This is a genomic window from Pedobacter sp. (assembly GCF_040513095.1).
GTDB lineage: Bacteria > Bacteroidota > Bacteroidia > Sphingobacteriales > Sphingobacteriaceae > Pedobacter.
In genome coordinates this window covers 18671-37808 of record NZ_JBEVDX010000056.1, presented here as the reverse complement: position 1 = coordinate 37808, position 19138 = coordinate 18671, and the positions used below count along the sequence as shown (strand labels likewise).

Annotated in this window: 18 protein-coding genes; 8 read left to right on the top strand and 10 right to left on the bottom strand. The window is 42.7% G+C overall.

Translation table 11 applies throughout. From position 1 onward, the window contains the following. The first annotated feature begins 36 nt into the window (after positions 1–36). Positions 37–1908 carry an alkaline phosphatase gene (locus ABWY16_RS07815; RefSeq protein ID WP_353904086.1) on the top strand — a complete coding sequence of 624 codons (1872 nt, stop codon included), beginning with the start codon at positions 37–39 and terminating at the stop codon, positions 1906–1908. A gap of 59 nt (positions 1909–1967) precedes the next feature. Here ABWY16_RS07815 and ABWY16_RS07810 read toward each other — a convergent pair whose 3' ends face one another. Further along, positions 1968–2423, bottom strand: a complete 456-nt coding sequence (locus ABWY16_RS07810; RefSeq protein ID WP_353904085.1) for a DinB family protein — start codon at positions 2421–2423, stop codon at positions 1968–1970. 121 nt (positions 2424–2544) lie between these two features. On the opposite strand from ABWY16_RS07810, the gene ABWY16_RS07805 reads away from it, so the two are divergent. Then, entirely contained in the window at positions 2545–3279 is a 735-nt protein-coding gene (locus ABWY16_RS07805; RefSeq protein WP_353904084.1) for a superoxide dismutase, read from the top strand. Positions 3280–3380: 101 nt separating this feature from the next. Here ABWY16_RS07805 and ABWY16_RS07800 read toward each other — a convergent pair whose 3' ends face one another. Then, a complete protein-coding gene (locus tag ABWY16_RS07800) occupies positions 3381–4400 on the bottom strand; it encodes a glutamine synthetase beta-grasp domain-containing protein (protein ID WP_353904083.1) in 1020 nt (339 codons plus the stop codon). Positions 4401–4934: 534 nt separating this feature from the next. Between ABWY16_RS07800 and ABWY16_RS07795 the strand changes: the two genes are divergently transcribed. After that, a complete protein-coding gene (locus ABWY16_RS07795; RefSeq protein ID WP_353904082.1) occupies positions 4935–5132 on the top strand; it encodes a hypothetical protein in 198 nt (65 codons plus the stop codon). Here the strand turns inward: ABWY16_RS07795 and ABWY16_RS07790 are convergent. Beyond that, complete coding sequence (locus ABWY16_RS07790; RefSeq protein ID WP_353904081.1) at positions 5104–6645, bottom strand: MFS transporter; 1542 nt, start codon at positions 6643–6645, stop codon at positions 5104–5106. The two genes, ABWY16_RS07795 and ABWY16_RS07790, sit on opposite strands and share 29 nt — an antisense overlap. A gap of 132 nt (positions 6646–6777) precedes the next feature. Here ABWY16_RS07790 and ABWY16_RS07785 point away from each other — a divergent pair, with 132 nt between their 5' ends. Beyond that, positions 6778–7473 carry an SIR2 family NAD-dependent protein deacylase gene (locus ABWY16_RS07785; RefSeq protein ID WP_353904080.1) on the top strand — a complete coding sequence of 232 codons (696 nt, stop codon included), beginning with the start codon at positions 6778–6780 and terminating at the stop codon, positions 7471–7473. 68 nt (positions 7474–7541) lie between these two features. On the opposite strand, the gene ABWY16_RS07780 is transcribed toward ABWY16_RS07785, so the two are convergent. After that, on the bottom strand, positions 7542–8114 hold the full coding sequence (locus tag ABWY16_RS07780) for an OmpH/Skp family outer membrane protein (protein ID WP_353904079.1): 573 nt from the start codon (positions 8112–8114) through the stop codon (positions 7542–7544). Between the two features lie 227 nt (positions 8115–8341). Here ABWY16_RS07780 and ABWY16_RS07775 point away from each other — a divergent pair, with 227 nt between their 5' ends. Next, positions 8342–8914, top strand: a complete 573-nt coding sequence (locus tag ABWY16_RS07775) for a Crp/Fnr family transcriptional regulator (protein ID WP_353904078.1) — start codon at positions 8342–8344, stop codon at positions 8912–8914. 31 nt (positions 8915–8945) lie between these two features. Then, on the top strand, positions 8946–9473 hold the full coding sequence (locus tag ABWY16_RS07770) for a protease (RefSeq protein ID WP_353904077.1): 528 nt from the start codon (positions 8946–8948) through the stop codon (positions 9471–9473). An 82-nt stretch (positions 9474–9555) separates the two neighbouring features. Here the strand turns inward: ABWY16_RS07770 and ABWY16_RS07765 are convergent, their stop codons facing one another. The 5 genes from ABWY16_RS07765 to ABWY16_RS07745 form a co-directional block, all read right to left on the bottom strand. Next, positions 9556–10269: a type 1 glutamine amidotransferase domain-containing protein gene (locus tag ABWY16_RS07765; protein WP_353904076.1), complete on the bottom strand. Its 714-nt coding sequence runs from the start codon at positions 10267–10269 to the stop codon at positions 9556–9558. Positions 10270–10393: 124 nt separating this feature from the next. After that, positions 10394–10909, bottom strand: coding sequence for a PRC-barrel domain-containing protein (locus ABWY16_RS07760; RefSeq protein ID WP_353904075.1), 516 nt, complete (start codon positions 10907–10909; stop codon positions 10394–10396). 58 nt (positions 10910–10967) lie between these two features. Beyond that, positions 10968–11357: a hypothetical protein gene (locus tag ABWY16_RS07755; RefSeq protein WP_353904074.1), complete on the bottom strand. Its 390-nt coding sequence runs from the start codon at positions 11355–11357 to the stop codon at positions 10968–10970. Positions 11358–11599: 242 nt separating this feature from the next. Continuing rightward, positions 11600–12331 carry a head GIN domain-containing protein gene (locus tag ABWY16_RS07750; RefSeq protein ID WP_353904073.1) on the bottom strand — a complete coding sequence of 244 codons (732 nt, stop codon included), beginning with the start codon at positions 12329–12331 and terminating at the stop codon, positions 11600–11602. Positions 12332–12483: 152 nt separating this feature from the next. Then, a complete protein-coding gene (locus tag ABWY16_RS07745) occupies positions 12484–14754 on the bottom strand; it encodes a GH92 family glycosyl hydrolase (RefSeq protein WP_353904072.1) in 2271 nt (756 codons plus the stop codon). A 274-nt stretch (positions 14755–15028) separates the two neighbouring features. Here ABWY16_RS07745 and ABWY16_RS07740 point away from each other — a divergent pair, with 274 nt between their 5' ends. Then, positions 15029–16909 (top strand): PAS domain S-box protein, encoded by a 1881-nt coding sequence (locus ABWY16_RS07740; protein WP_353904071.1) that lies wholly within the window; start codon positions 15029–15031, stop codon positions 16907–16909. A 62-nt stretch (positions 16910–16971) separates the two neighbouring features. Continuing rightward, positions 16972–17892 carry a helix-turn-helix domain-containing protein gene (locus tag ABWY16_RS07735; protein ID WP_353904070.1) on the top strand — a complete coding sequence of 307 codons (921 nt, stop codon included), beginning with the start codon at positions 16972–16974 and terminating at the stop codon, positions 17890–17892. Here ABWY16_RS07735 and ABWY16_RS07730 read toward each other — a convergent pair. Then, on the bottom strand, positions 17889–19127 hold the full coding sequence (locus ABWY16_RS07730; RefSeq protein WP_353904069.1) for a cation:proton antiporter: 1239 nt from the start codon (positions 19125–19127) through the stop codon (positions 17889–17891). The two genes, ABWY16_RS07735 and ABWY16_RS07730, sit on opposite strands and share 4 nt — an antisense overlap. Between the last annotated feature and the right edge of the window lie 11 nt (positions 19128–19138).

Here is a 19138-nt window from a genome sequence, read left to right as displayed (position 1 = left end):
CGAATTCGCTATGGCCGGTAATTCAAATTATTAAATATGTATTTAACTAAAAACATCTGTTCTTTGTTGCTGCTGCTCCTGGCACTTTCAGGCTATGGCCAAAGAACTAAACCTGAGCATATTCTTGTACATTCTCACAACGACTATGCACAGCCGATACCCTTTCTTAGTGCCTATAATTCAAAAATGAATTCTATTGAGGCAGACGTTTTTCTTACAGCAAACCAGCTTTTTGTAGCACACGAATTTAAACAGATCGTTCCGGGTAAAACACTGAAGAGCGTTTACCTGGAACCGCTTTACCAGCTGTATAAAAAGAACGGCAACCAGCCGTATGCAAACGACAATCGTAGCCTTCAGCTGGTAATTGATATCAAGGAAAACTATGCACAGGTACTCCCGGTGCTAATCAAACAACTGGAGGCTTACCGAAGTATGATCGATCCTTCGCTGAGTAAAAAGCCGGTGAGGATTGTGATCAGTGGAGATATGCCTGCTGCTGCCCAGTATAAAAATTACCCCTCATATATTTCTTTTGACGGCAGACCGGGGATCAACTATACTGCTGAGCAGCTCAAACGTGTGGCGATGATCAGTGATGACATGCATTCCTATACGGATTGGAACGGCAAAGGAAATCCGCCTGTAGCAGACACCCTGAAACTTTTAAAAGTTATAGCTGAGGCCCACCTGATGAAGAAGCCTTTCCGTTTCTGGGCTACGCAGGATAGTTACAATACCTGGATCGAGCTGGAAAACCTTGGGGTTGACTGGATTGGTACCGATCATCCGGAAATGCTGCACTCATTTTATGCTGCGCGCAATAAAACAGAATACAGCAGTCCCGAATCTTATCGTCCCTACAAACCGTCGTACCAATCTGATGGCAAAGCCACCTTAGTAAAAAATGTGATACTTCTCATTGGAGATGGAATGGGGCTGGCGCAGATTCAGGCTGCATTAACTGCCAATCATGGCAATCTGAACCTTGCCGGGATCCGGCACATCGGTTTTTCACTTACAAAGGCTGCCAACTCCGGGAATACGGATTCTGCCGCCGGTGCCACTGCTATTGCAAATGGTGAAAAGTCCAACAACAGATATGTGGGAGCGGACAGTCTTGGAAAGCCACTGACAAATATTCCGGATACATTAATAGGTTTTGGAATCAAATCGGCGATTATCAGCAGTGGTGATATTACCGACGCTACACCTGCCGCATTTTATGCGCATCAGCCTGAGCGCAACTGGTCTGATAAAATTGCGCGGGATTTTTTGAACAGTAAGGCAGAGATTTTAATTGGCCCCAACAGGAAAAGCTTTCTGGAAAATACTGATAAAGAACTGATGGCTAAAATCAAAGGCAGGGGCTATGAATACCTTCCGGATCTTAAATCACTGGAACAGGCTAAACCGGGAAAAAAACTCGTGCTTGTTGCCGACAGTGTAACCCGGCCCATCCTGAAAGGCAGGGGAGATATGCTTAAAACAGCTCTCGAACAAACAATCAGGTTATTGTCAGCTGATAAAAAGGGCTTTTTCATTATGGCAGAAGGTGCACAGGTAGATTATGGAGGTCATGATAATAACCTGCCATATATCGTTACGGAACTAATGGATCTTGACCGTACAGTTGGTGCTGCAATGAAATATGCAGATAAGGATGGACAGACTTTAGTTATCGTTACTGCCGATCATGAGACGGGAGGTTTGAGCTTGCTTGCAGCCGATCAGAAAAAAGGCAGGATACTGGGTAACTTCAGTACAAACGATCATACCAATATTATGGTTCCTGTGTTTGCCTATGGGCCTCAGGCAGAATTATTTACAGGTATGTATCAAAATAAGGAGATCTTCCATAAAATCATTCAGCTTTTAACTGCTTCTTCTGCCGCTGCACTGAAGTAATTTCACATTAAAGGAGCCCGTTCCTGTAAAGAACGGGCTTTTCAAATCTACCGGCTTCCTTAGTGTGATCTTACAAAGGCGATATAGTCGGTGCCTATCGGATCCAGCGCATTGATACGGAGGTCCTGAGCAATCTGGCCCCTGTGGTAAGTTCCGTGATTAAAGATCTGCATCAGGATATCATCCAACTGAGTTTCATAAGCTACCCCATTTGAGTTGGTATAAAAAATTGTTTGCTGTAAGCTGGCTGAGCGCAACATTAACACTTCTTTAATGCCGAGAGAAGCCTGTTCGTGCATCTTTCTGCAGCTTTCCAGATCGTGGTCATCCCATATGCCGACACTGTTCCGCAATCCTTTGATTCTCTCCAGCCATACGACCTGAGCATTCATGATATGGCTTAGCAGGTGCATTGTTTTATAAGGGATGTCCCCGGTCTGTTGCTGTATAGAATTCATGAGCAACTGATTAGCCCAATTGTTGTATAGCCATAACTTATTTAATAGTGTTTCCATCGTCATGTAAAGATTTGAATTAAGATACGGTTGCACAGACGTTTGTCATAAAATCATTGCAAACAATTTTGCGTCAAAATGTATTAATAAAGGTAAATTCTTCTTTTCAATATTTCATATTATGGAACATCATAACCGCAGAAATTTCATTAAAAGTTCGCTGTTGCTGGCTGCAATTCCGGCAATTTCTCCATTAAGTTCACTCGCTTTCGAACCTCCCGTACATTCGGCAGTTGCGCAGGAGGAGGGAGCCGCGGCTTTCGTCTTCTCACAAGTACCGTTACCATACGCCTACGATGCTTTGATGCCCTCGATTGATACTTTAACGATGGAAATTCACTATACAAAACACCATGCTACGTATGTGAAAAATGTCAATGAGGCTGTAAAGGCCGAAAACCTGACTTTTAAAAGTGCTGCGGATTTTTTTGGACAGGCCTCTAAATTATCTGCCAAAGCCAAAAATAATGGGGGTGGTGTCTGGAACCATAATTTCTTCTGGGAAACGATGCAGGCGGCGCCGGCTTCTGCACCCTCGGCTAAACTAAAAGCTGCAATAGATAAGTCCTTTGGTTCAATGGATCAGTTTAAGGACCTGTTTTCCAAAGCTGCACTTGCCCAATTCGGTTCAGGATGGGCATGGCTGGTAAATGACCATGGAACATTAAAGATTACCTCAACACCTAATCAGGATAATCCTCTGATGGATACTGCTGCTGTGAAAGGTACTCCTTTGCTTGCATTGGACGTATGGGAACATGCCTACTATCTTAAATACCAGAACAAACGCAATGATTATATTACCGCATGGTGGAATGTGGTCAATTGGGACAGAGTTTCAAAAAGGTTTGTATAACAGAAAATCCCCGGGCAAACTGTCCGGGGATTTTTATATAACATCAATTGCTAATGAAGTTAAAAGGTTTTAGCAAATCTTTAAATCACTAAAGAACTGCCTTAGCTATAACTTAAAACCTTCGCTGATTTCACTGTCTTGATGATACGTGCTGCCACCTTGTATGGATCAGCTGCTGAATTAGGGCGACGGTCTTCGAGATAGCCATTCCATCCTTTTTCTACAGTCATTAGTGGGATACGGATAGATGCACCACGATCAGACACTCCATAGCTGAAATCATAGATCGAAGCTGTTTCATGTTTACCTGTTAAACGAAGGTCGTTATCAGCTCCGTATACATCGATATGTTCAATTACTACAGGACGGAATGCTTCGCAAATTGCATCATACACTTCTTTGCTTCCTGCTGTACGCAGCAAGGTGTTAGAGAAATTCGCATGCATGCCTGAACCGTTCCAGTCTAAGTTACCAAGCGGTTTGCAATGCCAGTTGATTGATACATTATATTTCTCACCAATTCTTTCCAGCAGGTAACGCGCAAGCCAGATCTGGTCGCCAGCTTCTTTTGCACCTTTTGCAAAGATCTGGAATTCCCACTGTCCCGCAGCAACCTCAGCATTGATACCTTCAACATTTAATCCTGCATCTAAACAGGCATCAAGGTGCTCTTCTACAATTTCTCTTCCGAATGCATTTTTTGCACCTACGGAGCAATAGTATGGGCCTTGTGGGGCAGGGTAGCCAGCTGCCGGGAAACCTAGTGGTTTATCAGTTGCAGGATCCCATAAAAAGTATTCCTGTTCAAAACCAAACCAGAAATCGTTGTCATCATCTTCGATATGTGCACGGCCGTTTGATTCATGTGGCGCACCTGAAGAGTCCAGTACCTCACACATTACCAGGTACGCGTCTTTTCTCTGTGGATCTTTAACAATATAAACCGGTTTTAAAACACAGTCAGACGAACCGCCTGGTGCCTGCTCTGTTGAAGAGCCGTCAAAACTCCAGTTTGATACGTCTTCTAAATTGCCGCTGAAATCTTTTTCTATTTTTGTTTTGCTTCGGAGGCTTTGTGTGGGCTTATACCCATCAAGCCAGATGTACTCTAGTTTTGCCATTAGTGTATTCTTTATTAGTTGTCTTCGTGTGTTGATAAATTTTCGAACAAAAGTGTCAATTCTAACCGGATTAAACTATCCCCATATCAGGTAGAGTAATATCCCCAATATTGGGGATGTAAAACATCTTTACTTCACAGTTTTCATTACTTCTGTTGTAAATAAGTGCCAGTATGAATAATAATGCAATCACTAACGGTTAATCAGTTGCTAAATTTTATCCTTCAATTCTTTCTGTGACCGATCTTAAATAAATGCACTCAAATTAACTGAAAAAATCTGGTAAAAATGCATACCCGGATCACAATCATAAATGTCGGAACTATTTTTTACATGACAAGGGGTAATAGTATATTAAAATACATAGTTGTGTGTGAAATGGCTTTTACTTATTCCTGTTTTGGTTAGAATATATTATTTTCACATTCGTTTTTTGATTAGTTGTTGGTAATCAGGTATATCACCTGATTTGGGTAGGGAATAAAAACCAGCGCAAAGCCCTGGTTTGACGGAAGGCTTAATCAATACAAAAAAGTGGTTCTGGTCACACAGGGTACCATAGAGAGAGCTACAGAAAAGCGTATTGTACCTGCTCTTGATGCCCTGAAAGATACTGATGTGCTGGTGATTGTAACTACAAGCGGCAACAACACAGCTGAATTGAGACAACGTTTCCCGCAGAAAAATCTGATCATAGATTATTCTACTCCCTTTTCAGGTCGCGATGCCTGACAAACAAAAATGCCATCAGCGCGCCCAGAAAACCCAGCCCTGCTGATATCCGCATAATTTGTGCATAAGCGCTGATAAAACTTGTATGATACGCCTTCCTGATTTCCATTTCTCCGGCAGATTTTATCTGTTGCGGGACTTTAGCATTTCCAAGGTTCACTGCCTGTGCCATGATCATCTGTTTTTCTTTATTATTCAAAGGAAAGGCTTTGGTCTGTTCCTGCAATGCACCGGAGAAAAATACCACAGCCAGGGCGCCAAAAATCGCATTTGCAAAAACGTTGGCAATGCGTGTGATTGCATTATTGATGCCTGAGGCAGTACCCGATAGCTGTCCGCTCACTGAACCCATTACGGCAGCAGTGAGTGGGGCGACAGTTATAGACATTCCCAGTCCAAATACGAGAATACCAGGAAAAAATGTAGTCCAGTAATCAGATGGACCTGCCGTCTGCTCCACGAATGACAGGAGGAGTAATCCTGCTCCCGCTGTGGCAGGACCGGTAATAAGAAAGATTCTGGGGCCATATTTATCTGCAAGATTTCCTGCAAATCTGGCAATAATCACCATCAGCAGCGTAAATGGGAGGAAAGTAAGTCCGGATTCCAGCTGGCTGTATCCCTGCACCTGTACCATATTCAGGGAAAGGAAAAGCATACCCGCACCAAGTCCGGCATACAGGAAAAAGGTTAGCAGGTTAGTACCGCTAAAGGTCATATTTTTAAACAGGCCCAGAGGCATCATCGGGTGTATACTGCCGTGCTCAATCCAGATAAATGCCAGCAATAGCAACAATCCGGCAGACAATGATCCATAAACCTGCAGGTGGTTGATGCCCAGGGCCGGAATACGCAGAAACCCGAAAGTCAGGAACGCAAGGCAAAGTGCAATAGACGCGGCGCCCGGGAAATCCAGAGCATGGTCAGCATCCTGATCTCTGCTTTCTTTAACCTGCTTCCAGAGCATCAGGAGGGCTGCTATTCCTATGGGAATATTGATAAAAAAAATATAACGCCATAAACCTGCATCAGCAAGGGCACCGCCCATCACCGGGCCGCCCATGGTTACTACTGTGGTAAAGGCTGACCAGGTTCCGATAGCTTTTCCTCTTTCTTTTTCATCGATTGACGATGAGATGAGGGATAAACTGCCCGGGATCATCAGCGCCCCGCCAATTCCCTGTACCAGTCTGAAGACTACCAGAGACGAAACCGAGCCCGAAAAACCGCAGGCTGCAGAACCAACAATGAATACTGCAATACCGAACATAAAAACTTTTTTTCTTCCAAGCTTATCGCCCATGGCGCCGCCGATAAGGATCAGTGATGCCAGCATGAGCAGATAGGCATTAAGGATCCAGAAAAGTTCTGTTCCATTGGCATTCAGGCTTTGCTGTAATGCCGGTAGAACTACATTGAGCGCTGTGCCATCAATAAAAGCCATCGCAGAGGCCAATATGGCCGAAACCATAATCCATTTTCCTTCAGCACTTTTGAGTTGTACAGTAGCCATATCATCAAGCTACGAATTATTTTTTTTATCTGATTAAATTTAACCACTGACAGTAGGTTTTCGCTTAAATTCGTGACATAAGATTCATTTCGTTTGGTGCCGGATCTCATTATTGATCATTAATTTATTCACATGAAAAAACTGGTAGTATTAACGGGTGCCGGCATCAGTGCCGAAAGCGGATTACAGACATTCAGGGATAAAGGCGGGCTATGGGAAGGCTACAATATAGAAGATGTAGCTACTCCCGGGGCCTGGCGGCGAAATCCTGAACTGGTACAGCAATTCTACAACGAACGCCGTAAGGGCGTGATAGAGGCGGAGCCAAATGAGGCACACAGGACTCTTGCATCCTTCGAACAATATTTTGATGTACAGATCATTACCCAGAACATAGATGATCTTCATGAGCGTGCAGGATCAACACATGTATTGCACCTGCATGGGGTCATTACCCGTTCACAATCTGACTTTGATCCGGCCGTAACCTATCCCATTGAGGGCTGGGAGATTAAACCCGGAGACCTGTGTGAATACGGACTGCAGCTGCGGCCACACGTGGTATGGTTTGGAGAAGCAGTGCCCAATTTGCAACTTGCAGCTGAAATTTGTGCAGAGTCTGATATCTTTGCCGTTATAGGGACTAAACTGGCAGTTTATCCTGCTGCCGGATTGATCGATTATGTTCCGGATGACGTGGTCAGATATGTTGTTGATCTGGATATACCGTATGTGAGTGGCGGATCCCTGGTCAGGAAAATTGAAGCTTCTGCTACCATTGGCGTGGCAAGGATGGCCGAAGAATTATTGAAACACCCTGATGCCTGAATAGAAAGCCCCCGTATTTCCCTTGCTAATATCCAGGGGAAATACGGGGGCTTTGCAATTAAAGGTTGTTAAGATTTTTTTGCAGGTACAGCGCCTGCAGGTATGCCTAATTTTACTTTTACAGCCGCAGTAAGGTCAATACCGCTTTCCCAGGCCAGCATATTGTTTGCAGACTGTTGTGAATTGCTGTCGAATACATAAGCAATGCCTTTTTCTTTGGCCACAGCTTTTACAGCAGTAATAAATTTAGTTTGCAGGGGGGTCATTAACTCACCCTGTTTTGCACCAAGTACCTGTTGTGCATTCTGGGTTGCTTCGTCGATACTTCTTTTAATGGCATCGAGTTCAGTGCCCATAGCCTGCAGCTCTTTACCGACTGTTTCTTTATTTGCTTCGTTTAAGGTCTTATTTTTTGCTACCGCTGCGTTGTACTTAAGGGTATAACCACTTTGAAGTTTTTCAATTTCTGCCTGTTTTGTTTTTTGAAGGCTCTCCAGTGTTGTAGCTACGGCTCTTGCTTCGGGCATGCTGGTAAAGATTGCCTGTGAATCCAGATGGCCGATTTTCTGCTGGGCATTTACACTGTTGGCTGAAAATAGTATTGCAGCTGCAATAAGGTATCTGTTAATAAATTTTTTCATTTTTGAAAAGGTTAAATAGTTAAATATGCGCAGCACCATTTATCAATCTCAGGTAGAATTGATTCAGGCACTATAAACACAACTTATTAATTGCAGTATTGTTGTATGTCCATGTGTAGAAATAACCAATTGTATTCATATTTACATATACAGACAATATATTGTCTATGACTCAAACTTATAATGAAATAAATAGCAGATATTAGCTGCGCAATACAATTACACCCATGGCTACTCAGTTCAGACAACATATAGAAGAAATCTCTCCATTAACAGACGATGAGTATGCGTATATTCTCAGCCATTTCGTAAAGAAAACTTTCAGGAAACACCAGTTCCTTATCCAGCAGGACGAACCCGTCAGGTATGAATATTATGTACTGAGCGGTTGTGTGAAAGCTTATACAATGGATCAGGACAGTAAAATGCATATTTTACAATTTGGTATGAAGGACTGGTGGGTAGGCGATTATCAGGCTTATTATAAAAATACCCCTGCAACTTTATACCTTGATTGTATAGAAGATACTGAGGTATTATGCCTTACGCTCGAAAACAGGGAAAAGTTATGTTCAGAAATGCACAAGTTTGAACATTTTACCAGGAAAAAGGTAAATGCTGGTTATATGGCATTGCAGCAAAGGATTCTGAGCTTGCTCAACAGCACACCTAAACAGCGGTACGAACAGCTGCTGGCTATGTATCCAAGTTTATTTCAAAAAGTGCCTAAACAGTTTATTGCAGCATACCTGGGCGTATCAAGAGAAACGCTAAGCAGATTAAATGCTATTAATAAATAAAATGTCGTCAGAAAAATAATACTTTTGTATTATGAAAAACTTCAAATATATATTACCTGCAGCTATGCTGGCACTGGCATCGTGCAGCCCTGCTACCCGTAATGCAGATGACAATGCTGCTAAAACAGATTCAGCTGCTACCGCACCAGTTAGTGCCCAGGCCGAAGAAAAAGCATTGTTTGCAAAAATGACAATTAAGGATACAATCAAAGCCGGTGAGCAGATACAATTGAAATTTACCGTTTACAACAAAGCAGACAGTGTCCAGCAGTTTTGCAAATGGCACACTCCATTTGAGCCTTTGATGAGTAAATATTTAGACATTAAAGATGAAAACGGAGAAGAGGTAAATTACAAAGGCGCGATGGCTAAAAGAATGATGCCGCCTCCGGCAAGCAGTTACCAGAAACTCAACCCTAAAGACAGCCTTTCTGCAGATGTTGATTTGTTTAAAGGATACGCTATCACTAAACCAGGTAAGTATACAGTTGTATATAACAGCCAGAATATGAGTGGTCTGGTAGTTAAGGACAGCGTTGCGTTTGTGTACGGTAAATAACAGCTAATTACTCTTTCGAATCACATCAGGAACAATAAAAAAAATGCCTTTGTAAGCTAAACAAAGGCATTTTTGATGTAATCTATTTAGCCAGTAAAGCCATCAGGTGATCGGCAACCAATACAGATGAAGCAGGGTTCTGACCTGTGATCAGCAGGCCATCAGTAATAGCAAAGGGCTGCCAGTCGCCTCCCTTCTGATAGTTTCCGCCTTTTTCCTTCAGCATATCTTCAACAAGAAAGGGTACTACAGCAGTAAGGCCAACACCATCTTCTTCAGTATTGGTAAAACCTGTAACGCTTTTGCCTTTAACCAAAGGTTGTCCATCGCTGTCTTTTACATTTTTCAATGCAGCTGGAGCGTGGCATACAAAGGAAACAGGCTTGTTATGCTGATAGAATGACGCGATCAGACTGGCCGACTGAGCGTCTTCTGCAAGATCCCATAAGGGACCGTGGCCACCAGGATAGTATACAGCATCAAAATCTTGCTCAGACACATCACTCAACAATACAGTGTTAGCCAGTTTTTCTATAGTAGCAGGATCAGCATAATATCTTTTTGTATCTTCAGTACTGCTGTCAGGTTCTTCACTTTTGGGATCTATCGGGGTCTTTCCACCTTTCGGTGAAGCTATGGTGATGTCTACACCATGATCAAGCAAATGATAGTAGGGGGCAGCAAATTCTTCTACCCATAAACCTGTTTTGTTACCAGTGTCACCCAATTGATCGTGAGAAGTGACAACAAAAAGTATTTTAGTATTTTTTAACTTATCGTTGTTTTGAGATTCCATGTTTTTGATTTTATATCAGCCTGTAATTGAATGATAATACAAACATCCATTTAAATAAAGACAAACAACAGGAGGCAAATCACAAATTTGCTGTGATCAGGATCACAAAACTGAATGGAAGGTATTACATAATTTCACCTTTTTCCAGGCCATCTTTGCCAGGAGGGTTTCTATTGTAGCCTTCATCGTTAAAATGTGTGTGGTTATAGAAGTCGTCATCAGCATCATGCTTATAATTCATTACTTCTACAACATGTTCAGCGGTGCCTGTCAATACATCTCTGATTTGCAGTTCGTCAAGAGCAGTAATGTTTTCGCCGTCATATCCTGGCAGGAAGGCCAGTTTTGATGAAATGGCCTCAGTCAAAAGCACTTCGTCTTTATCCTCTTTTAGGGTAACCAGTCCGATCGGGATCAGTACCCGCTTTTCTTCATCCAGTTCATAACCTTCAAGTTTGGTGATGATATATCTTACTTTCAGCGCATCTACATCAAAGATCAGGTCTTCAACATCCCCGATATAGTCGCCCAGGGAATCGTATATTTCCCAGCCTGTAATGTCCGGCTGGTGATCAGCAATTTCAAAATCACTGCCGTCAAGTTCCTCAAGACGGTCATTATTATTTTCTTCTGTTGCCATAACTATTTGATTTATCAATTTAACAAATTAAAAATCCATAAGTTTTAGCATTCTGGTACTAATTTTTGCTGATCCGGAAGCCAGCTGGCAGCTCTTCGAAAAAGCCTATGCGGTTTTCCTGTACGCTGTAGACCAACAGAAATGTCTCCGGCCTTACCTGTGTATTTTCATTCAGCTGAAACATGACCCGTCCAAAAGAATGCTGTCTGACAGCGGCAGTTTTCTCCGGGGCAAGGATATTCAGTAACATGAAGCCATCAGAGCAATCCGGAGATTCATAGTTTTTTGAAAATATCAGTTCATCGGGCTCTAACTGTTTAATCATTTCGAAGACACTGTCTTCGCCCTTTCCTGAAGTATTAAGTTTTGCATCCTGAACCGCGTTGGATACCGACACGATATAATCTTTAAGTTTTCCCCTGATCAGCGCAATACGAACAACACCCATAAATTATCCTCCTTATTTGTTAAATTCATACGGATACATTTGGTGTTTCAGGTATTACTGACATAAATCCCTTAAAGTATCCCCGGCTTTCATTTGATGAAATGAAAATTGCAGCGCATAATAGGAGATATGTTTGTTTTAAACGAATCTATTCGTTGAAATGATATATTCAGTCGTTGAAAGATGAAATATAACCGGGGAATATATAGCGTTATTCGTTTGTCCCGGTTAAATTATTGTTTTTAATCAATTTTGTAAATATTCACCTTTCCAATATTCAAGCCCCTTTTGATAGCCGGAGAGCCTTTATATCCAACTTTAGCCTCGCCGAAAGAAGTGACCTTGATCTGGTCAGTAGCATTCAGTCGTAATTCAGCTTCTCCATATAATGTAGCCGTGCTTGTACTGTTCTTTATAGCCAGGGCATCAATCTTGCTTTCACCGTAGGAGGTAAATCTCTGATCTTCGATAGTTCCTGATTTGAGATTTAAAGCGCTCTCGCCATAACTGACGGTATGCATTGTTTTCAGACGCAGCTCGTCGATATTAACCTGTGCCTCGCCATACATCACCAGATTAAAATCATCCTGGTCGATTTTGCTCTTCAGATGTATCGTTTCTTCACCTCTTACGGAGAGATCATGCAGGGTTTTATAGGAAATGGCTACAGTAAGGACAGTGCCCTGGTAGAGCGACTTCTTCCCTTCATTCACTTTTTCATTTTTGGTTACTTCCTTCGCACCTTCCAGGTAAACACGTAATGTTTTGCCATTGGATTCAATATTCACTTTATCTCTGCTTACAGTACTGTTTTCTATGGTTACACTTTCTTTATCGCCTTTGGTAAAGGTAGCCTGCACATGCGGACTCACGATAACTCTGTCAAACTGAGCTACGGTAACTACTTCCTGTGCTTTTGTTATTTTTAAGCTGAACAGGGTAAGGGCGGTGGTGATAAGTAAAAATTTGTTCATGATGATATGGAATGATATCTAAAATAGCAAAAAATGTTGAAAAACAAAAAAGCGGAAATGATATTGCTACCATTTCCGCTTCATCTAAATTAACGCTCTCATATACTAAAGCGTCATTTGCTGCTAAATATTGTGCAGCAGATCAAATAAATTTACAAGGGTCTGTCTGCAGTGCTTGTTCCAAAAGTTTTTGAAGGCTTGTTCCCCATATAGAAAGTCATTGTACCACCTTTTACAATATCACTGTGTCTGATATATGATTTTGTATAGGGCAGGCCATTCATCACAATCTTCTGTACATATATGTTTTTCTTACCCTGGTTTTCAGTGCTGATAGTAAACTTGTGAGTTCCGGAAGTGATGGTTGCTTTATCCATCAGAGGGGAGCCGATCACGTAGATCCCGCTCATCGGGTTCATTGAATAAAAGCCCATTGAGGATAATACATACCAGGCACTCATTTGTCCGGCGTCTTCATTTCCGCAGATTCCGTCTTTTTCAGTTGTGTAAAATTTGTTCATCACATCTCTCACTACCTCTGCTGTTCTCCAGGGCTGGCCTGCAAAGTTATACAGGTACGCCACGTGGTGACTCGGCTCATTTCCATGTGCATATTGTCCGATCAGTCCTGTAACGTCATTCGGTGCATTTTTCATCTTTGATGACATGTTAAAGAAGTGGTCTAGCTTGGAGACGAAAGCCTGCTCACCACCATTGATTTTGATCAGGCCATAAGGGTCCTGCGGAACCAGCCAGGTGTACTGCCAGCCATTGCCTTCAGTGTAGTTGCTTTTTGCATCAGTAGGATCAAAAGGCATGCTCCATGAACCGTTTGCCAGTTTACCAACAAAATGGCCCTCATCAGCATTGTAATATTTTTCATAGAGTTTAGCGCGGTCTGCGAAATAAGCAGCATCTTCTTTTTTGCCTAATTTCGCAGCCATTTTGGAGATTCCCCAGTCGGCAATAGCATATTCAAGTGCCCAGGCTACAGATTCTTTCATGCTGTCTGAGGGGATGTAAGCTGGTTTTTTTACATATTCGATTCCCATTTCCGGCATCATCGCCGTAGTTCTGATGGCTTTATAAGCAAGCTCAACATCCGCAGGATATAAGAGGCCTTTCAAGTAAGCATCAGTAATCACAGGGATAGATGGATAGCCCACCATACAGAAAGTCTCGCTGCCCTGGAGTGGCCAGAGCGGCAATTTCCCCTGCTGCTGGAAAATTGCTAAAAGACTATGTACCATGTCTTTCACCTTTGCCGGCTCAATGATTGTCATGAGGGGATTCAAAGCCCTGTAGGTGTCCCAGAGGGAGAAAGTGGTATAATTTGTGAATTTCTGGTTGGTATAAACTTTTTTATCCGTTCCCCTGTAATCACCATTATGGTCATTGAAGATACCCGGGGAGAAATATGTATGGTATAAAGCTGTGTAGAACACCGTCTTGGCAGACTGATCTGCTTCAAACACGATTTTGTTCAGCGCTTTGTTCCAGGAAAGGTCAGCGGCAGCTTTCACTGTTTCAAAGTTCCATTTAGGGGCTTCAGCTTTGATATTGGCCAAAGCGTTTTCAGTACTTACAGGAGAGATACCTACTTTAACCCTGATGTCAGGATTTTTTACTGCATCAAAAAACAGCGCTGCTTTAGTACCAACACCAGTAACCACTTTTCCGGTTACGGGATCAAGACCGTTGTATAACTGGGCCCTGGTTACCGGAACCGATAAAACCATCGCGAAGAATATACGCTGATCCTTAGACCAGCCTGTTGAATAACGGTAACCTACGAAAGTACTGTCATTCACCTGTGTGATCGATGAAGCTACAGTTTTATCCCATAACATAGTGAAATCAAGATCCACCAGTAAATGCGCATTGTCAGTTTTATCATAATGGTAATGGTGAAATCCAACCCTTTCCGTAGCAGTCAGTTCTGCCTTTACCTTATACTTATCCAGATAGGCACTGTAGTATCCTGGTTTTGCCACTTCAGTATCTTTTGAAAAGAATGATCCGTAACCGCTGGCCATATTGTTGAATTTGGCTGGGCTCAGCTGTACTTCGCCATTGGCAGGAACAACCAGGACATCATTTAAATCTCCAATTCCGGTACCGCTCAGGTGGGTATGAGAAAAGCCTAAGATTTCCTTACTGATGTAATTATAGCCACTGCACCAGTCCCATCCGTTAAATTCGTCCCAGTCCTGCATTATCTGCGAAGGACCTAACTGAACTGCACCGGTAGGTACGTTTGCACCTACAAATACATGTCCGTGGCCCACTGAGCCGATAAAGGGATTGACATACTGGGTCAATGGCAGGGGTTTTTGCTGCGCCTGTGCCGAAACGCCGGTGGCAGTAACAGTGCTGATCAGCGTAACTGCTGCCAGAAGTGTAGTAATTTTAGTCTTGATCATTTATGGTGTGTTGAAGGGGCTAATATAGTACTCTTGACCGTTATGATGATAATTAAGATGTCATATCCCCCCTTAAAAGCAGAAGGCCAGGTTGATTTAGAAGGCATTCCATTTATATATGTAATTATTTGAACTCCCGAAACCCATCATACTATTAAATTACGTATTATTGGTTGAGGAGAAGGGCCGATGGCTCTTGCCAAATAACTATTTTTTACCAAACAATACCAAGGAAATGCTGATTACCTGATAGTCAGTTACTTCAAGAAGGCGCATGGCATTAGACGTAGACAATAAAGTAAAAGCCAATATAGAACCGTATGAACTGGAGAGCATTAAATCTGTTTTGCATTCATCGCCTGTTCCCAGCATTGTCATGGTTCCCGAGGGGAATAAATTTAGAATTACGGCTGTCAACAGTGCTTTTTTACAGCTCACAAGCTATACTGCCGAAGACTTTCTGGATAAAAATGTGGCTGATTTGTTCAGGCCTTTGCACTACGCTTCTTTTCAAAATAAATACGCCCTGATCAGTGCATTGCAGAATGTTTTGAACACTACTGTACCTTCCAGTCTGGAAATATTCCGGCCGGAACTTTTGATCAGCACAACTGAAGGCCCCTCAGGTGATTTTATTAACTGTGAGTTTTATCCTGTTCATGGCAATGACAAGAGCGTTCAGTTCCTGGTGATGCAGCTGGGAGAAATAAAGAGAGATCTGCCGGCTGTTGGCAAATTGCGCTCTGATGCTCTGCCGGCAATCAGTAAGATCGAAGATCCTAATGTTAAGTCTGAGCTGGAAACATTGAAGGATAAATATGATGATCTTTTTAATTTAAGTCCGCTGCCACAGTTCTTTTACGACCTTGATACACTCGATTTTCTCGATGCAAATGAGGCTGCTGTTGAGGAGTATGGCTACAGCAAAGCTGAATTCTTAACGATGAACCTGATGGATATCAGACCGGAAGAAGACAGAAAGCTGCTGACTGATATCATCAATAACAGAGTAGTAAAGGGGCACCTGGGGAACAGTACTGTAAGGCACATGAAAAGAAATGGCGAGATCATGCACGTCAATGTACAGGGTAATTCTGTACGGTATGGTGGCAAAAATGCCAGGCTTGTTGTAGTTGTAAACCTCACAGAAAAGATAAATGCCCGGAAGGCACTTGAGAGGAGTGAACAGCGCTTTAAAGCCCTTGCGCAGGAGGGCTCAGATCTGATCGCCATTATCAGTACCGAAGGCGTATACCATTATGTAAACCCTAACTCCAAAGCGATTATTGGTGTACCCTCAGATTTTTATATCGGGAGAAATGCTTTTGAGTTTATCCATGATGATGACAAAGCAATGGTGGCAGAACATATAAGTCTGCTTATGCACCATAAGCGCATCCAGTTGCCGCCCTTCCGCTTTGAAGTAAATAATGGAGAATACCGCTGGATCGAAACGGTCATGACCAATATGATAGATGACCACAGTATTTGCGGTATTATTGCCAATTCGAGGGATGTAACTGAGCGTATCAAAAACGATATCAAAGTTCAGGAAAGTATTGAGCGATTTAATGTGGTATCCAAAGCCACCAGCGATGCCGTTTGGGACTGGGATATGAGGGATGATAAGCTGATATGGAATAAAGGGATCACAGGTATTTTTGGGTATAAGGTAAGCGAGACCGAAGATTCCTGGTGGCAGGAACGCATCCATAAGGAAGATGTTGCTTACGTCCTTCACAGTTTTCAGTCTACGATTAAAAATAAGAAATCAAGGCTTGAAGTTGAATACAGGTTCCGTTGCCGTGACGGTTATTTTAAAAACGTTCTAGACAGAATGTTTATTACTTATAACGCCTGCGGTGAACCAGTAAGGATGATCGGTTCCATGCAGGATATTACAGACAGAACTAAATATACCAAAGAAATACAGGCGCAAAACAAACGTTTGCAGGAGATTTCCTGGTTACAGTCACATGGCGTGCGTGCACCCCTGGCCAGGGTCATGGGCTTAACGCAGCTGCTTTCTTCCACCGCTCTGGAGGAGGGCTCATCAGACGAGTGCCTGCGTTACCTGCTGCAGTCGGCCACAGAGCTTGATACCATTATCCGGGATATCATCAGGAAGACCGAGGGACTGCAGAATAAGAAGTAAACGGCTAACATTAAAGTTGATCCGGCTAAACCATTTTCTAACAAATACCTGATATTTGCAGCATGAGTCAAACCCAGCAGTACCGGATCAAATCGATTTCAGAATACCACAAACTAATGGGGCTGCCCAAGCCAGAGCATCCGCTGATCAGCGTAATCGATATCCGGACAGTGGTTCCTCCCTATATTGATGGTCCGGTGAGCCTCATCTTTGATTTTTATTCTGTTTCCCTGAAAAGAGCTTTCAATGCAAGATACAAGTATGGCCAGCAGACCTATGATTTTGACGAAGGCCTCATGTTTTTCATGGCCCCGGCACAGGTTTTTGGATTTGAATTTGAAAAGGACATTAACCAAAGGCCCGAAGGCTGGATGATTCTTGTTCATCCCGATTTTCTCTGGAATACCCCATTGGCAAAAACTATCAAAGAATATGAGTATTTCAATTATTCAGTGCACGAAGCATTGTATCTTTCTGATAAAGAAGAAACAATGATCACCGGGCTTGCCATGAGTATGGAACAGGAATATCATTCTGCCATCGATAAATTCAGTCAGCCAGTAATCATTGCCCAGCTTGAGCTGCTGCTTACCTACGCCGACAGATTTTACCAGCGGCAGTTCATCACCAGGAAAATTAACAATCATGCAATCCTTTCGCGTTTGGAAGAGCTGTTGTCTGCCTATTTTAAAAGCGATGCCATTGCAAAACAAGGTTTGCCGACGGTCACGTACATCGCAGAAACATTAAATGTATCTCCGGGTTACCTGAGCAGTTTGCTCAAATCCCTTACAGGACAGACTACTCAGCAGCACCTGCACCACAAACTGATTGAACTGGCAAAGGAAAAACTGTCCACAACAAATTTATCTGTCAGCGAAATCGCTTACGAACTCGGTTTTGAGCATTTGCAATCTTTCAGCAAGCTGTTCAAAACCAAAACAAATCTTTCCCCAGTGGAATTCAGGCAGTCATTCAATTAATCAACCAGTTTATCAACTACCTTGTTCAGTGTTAAACCCTGTACAATAATAGAGAAAACAACGATGATATAACTGACAGAAACAATCATTGGTTTAAACTCTGAGAAGGGCAGGGATAGCGCCAGCGCAACGGATATTCCGCCCCGCAAACCAGCCCAGATCACAATAGCAATCCGGTTATAGGGTAGGGCAAGCCTCCGGCTCAGCAATATGGCAGGGGCAGTAATACTGATGGCTCGTGCTATTAAAACAAATAGTATAGCAAGCAGACTAATTACCCAATAGGCACTATAAAAATGTATAATTGCGATCTGAAGGCCAATCATCACAAACAGAATAGTATTCAGCAGATCGTCTATCAATCCCCAGATCTTATCCAGGATCTCTTTCAGCGATCTGGAATCTTCAGTTTGTCCAAGTTTAACATTGCTCAGCATCAATCCTGCCGCAACAGCTGCCAGCGGGATCGATACGTGCAGTAATCCCCCAAGTACAGAAATACCCATGACCATAGAAATCGTCAGCATCAGCACCGTTTGCAGTTCGGTGACCTTCTTGATCATAAAAATACAGAGCATTGCGGAGCCTAAACCTAACAAAAGGCCTCCAAATACCTCCTGCACAAAAAGTATAGCTGTGCCGGATAAGGTAATTGCAGCTGTTGAAGTGTCTGTGACTTCGCGCAGTGTAACGAACAAAAGAATACCTACACCATCGTTAAAAAGAGATTCTCCACCAATAATGGTTTCAAGAGAGGCAGGTATTCTTGATTTTTTTAATACAGACAGCACTGCTACAGGATCGGTAGGGGAGATCAGGGCACCAAATAACAAACAATACAACAAAGGAACATCTATTCCAAAGAATGGCAATGTCCAGTAAAACAGAAAGCCGAAGATGGTCGTTGAACCAATAACCCCAACCGTACTCAGCATCAGTACCGGCAGTTTTTGTGCTTTGAGCTTTTCAACATCAAAGTGCAGTGCACTTGCAAATAGCAGGAAAGCCAGCATTACGTCGAGCAGCGTCCTGGTAAAATCTACACTTGATGTAAGTTCCTTAAAGAAGTGTGATGCCTCAGGAAATAGCTTTCCGGAGACCAGGATTACTATGGAAAGCACAATTGCAATCACCATAATACCGATGGTTCCGGGAAGTTTGACGTAGCGGTGGTTGATATAGGAGATGAATGAGCTGATGGTTACAAGAATGGCAATAGTAGTAAAAGTATCCATTAATATGATTC

Bases quoted from the DNA above. Each gene is read 5' to 3' on its own strand.
- ABWY16_RS07735 (WP_353904070.1), top strand. From the start codon at position 16,972: ATGAGTCAAACCCAGCAGTACCGGATCAAATCGATTTCAGAATACCAC.
- ABWY16_RS07760 (WP_353904075.1), bottom strand. From the start codon at position 10,909: ATGGCAACAGAAGAAAATAATAATGACCGTCTTGAGGAACTTGACGGC.
- ABWY16_RS07730 (WP_353904069.1), bottom strand. From the start codon at position 19,127: ATGGATACTTTTACTACTATTGCCATTCTTGTAACCATCAGCTCATTC.
- ABWY16_RS07785 (WP_353904080.1), top strand. From the start codon at position 6,778: ATGAAAAAACTGGTAGTATTAACGGGTGCCGGCATCAGTGCCGAAAGC.
- ABWY16_RS07755 (WP_353904074.1), bottom strand. From the start codon at position 11,357: ATGGGTGTTGTTCGTATTGCGCTGATCAGGGGAAAACTTAAAGATTAT.
- ABWY16_RS07740 (WP_353904071.1), top strand. From the start codon at position 15,029: ATGGCATTAGACGTAGACAATAAAGTAAAAGCCAATATAGAACCGTAT.
- ABWY16_RS07775 (WP_353904078.1), top strand. From the start codon at position 8,342: ATGGCTACTCAGTTCAGACAACATATAGAAGAAATCTCTCCATTAACA.
- ABWY16_RS07750 (WP_353904073.1), bottom strand. From the start codon at position 12,331: ATGAACAAATTTTTACTTATCACCACCGCCCTTACCCTGTTCAGCTTA.
- ABWY16_RS07790 (WP_353904081.1), bottom strand. From the start codon at position 6,645: ATGGCTACTGTACAACTCAAAAGTGCTGAAGGAAAATGGATTATGGTT.
- ABWY16_RS07805 (WP_353904084.1), top strand. From the start codon at position 2,545: ATGGAACATCATAACCGCAGAAATTTCATTAAAAGTTCGCTGTTGCTG.
- ABWY16_RS07770 (WP_353904077.1), top strand. From the start codon at position 8,946: ATGAAAAACTTCAAATATATATTACCTGCAGCTATGCTGGCACTGGCA.
- ABWY16_RS07800 (WP_353904083.1), bottom strand. From the start codon at position 4,400: ATGGCAAAACTAGAGTACATCTGGCTTGATGGGTATAAGCCCACACAA.
- ABWY16_RS07780 (WP_353904079.1), bottom strand. From the start codon at position 8,114: ATGAAAAAATTTATTAACAGATACCTTATTGCAGCTGCAATACTATTT.
- ABWY16_RS07745 (WP_353904072.1), bottom strand. From the start codon at position 14,754: ATGATCAAGACTAAAATTACTACACTTCTGGCAGCAGTTACGCTGATC.
- ABWY16_RS07810 (WP_353904085.1), bottom strand. From the start codon at position 2,423: ATGGAAACACTATTAAATAAGTTATGGCTATACAACAATTGGGCTAAT.
- ABWY16_RS07815 (WP_353904086.1), top strand. From the start codon at position 37: ATGTATTTAACTAAAAACATCTGTTCTTTGTTGCTGCTGCTCCTGGCA.
- ABWY16_RS07765 (WP_353904076.1), bottom strand. From the start codon at position 10,269: ATGGAATCTCAAAACAACGATAAGTTAAAAAATACTAAAATACTTTTT.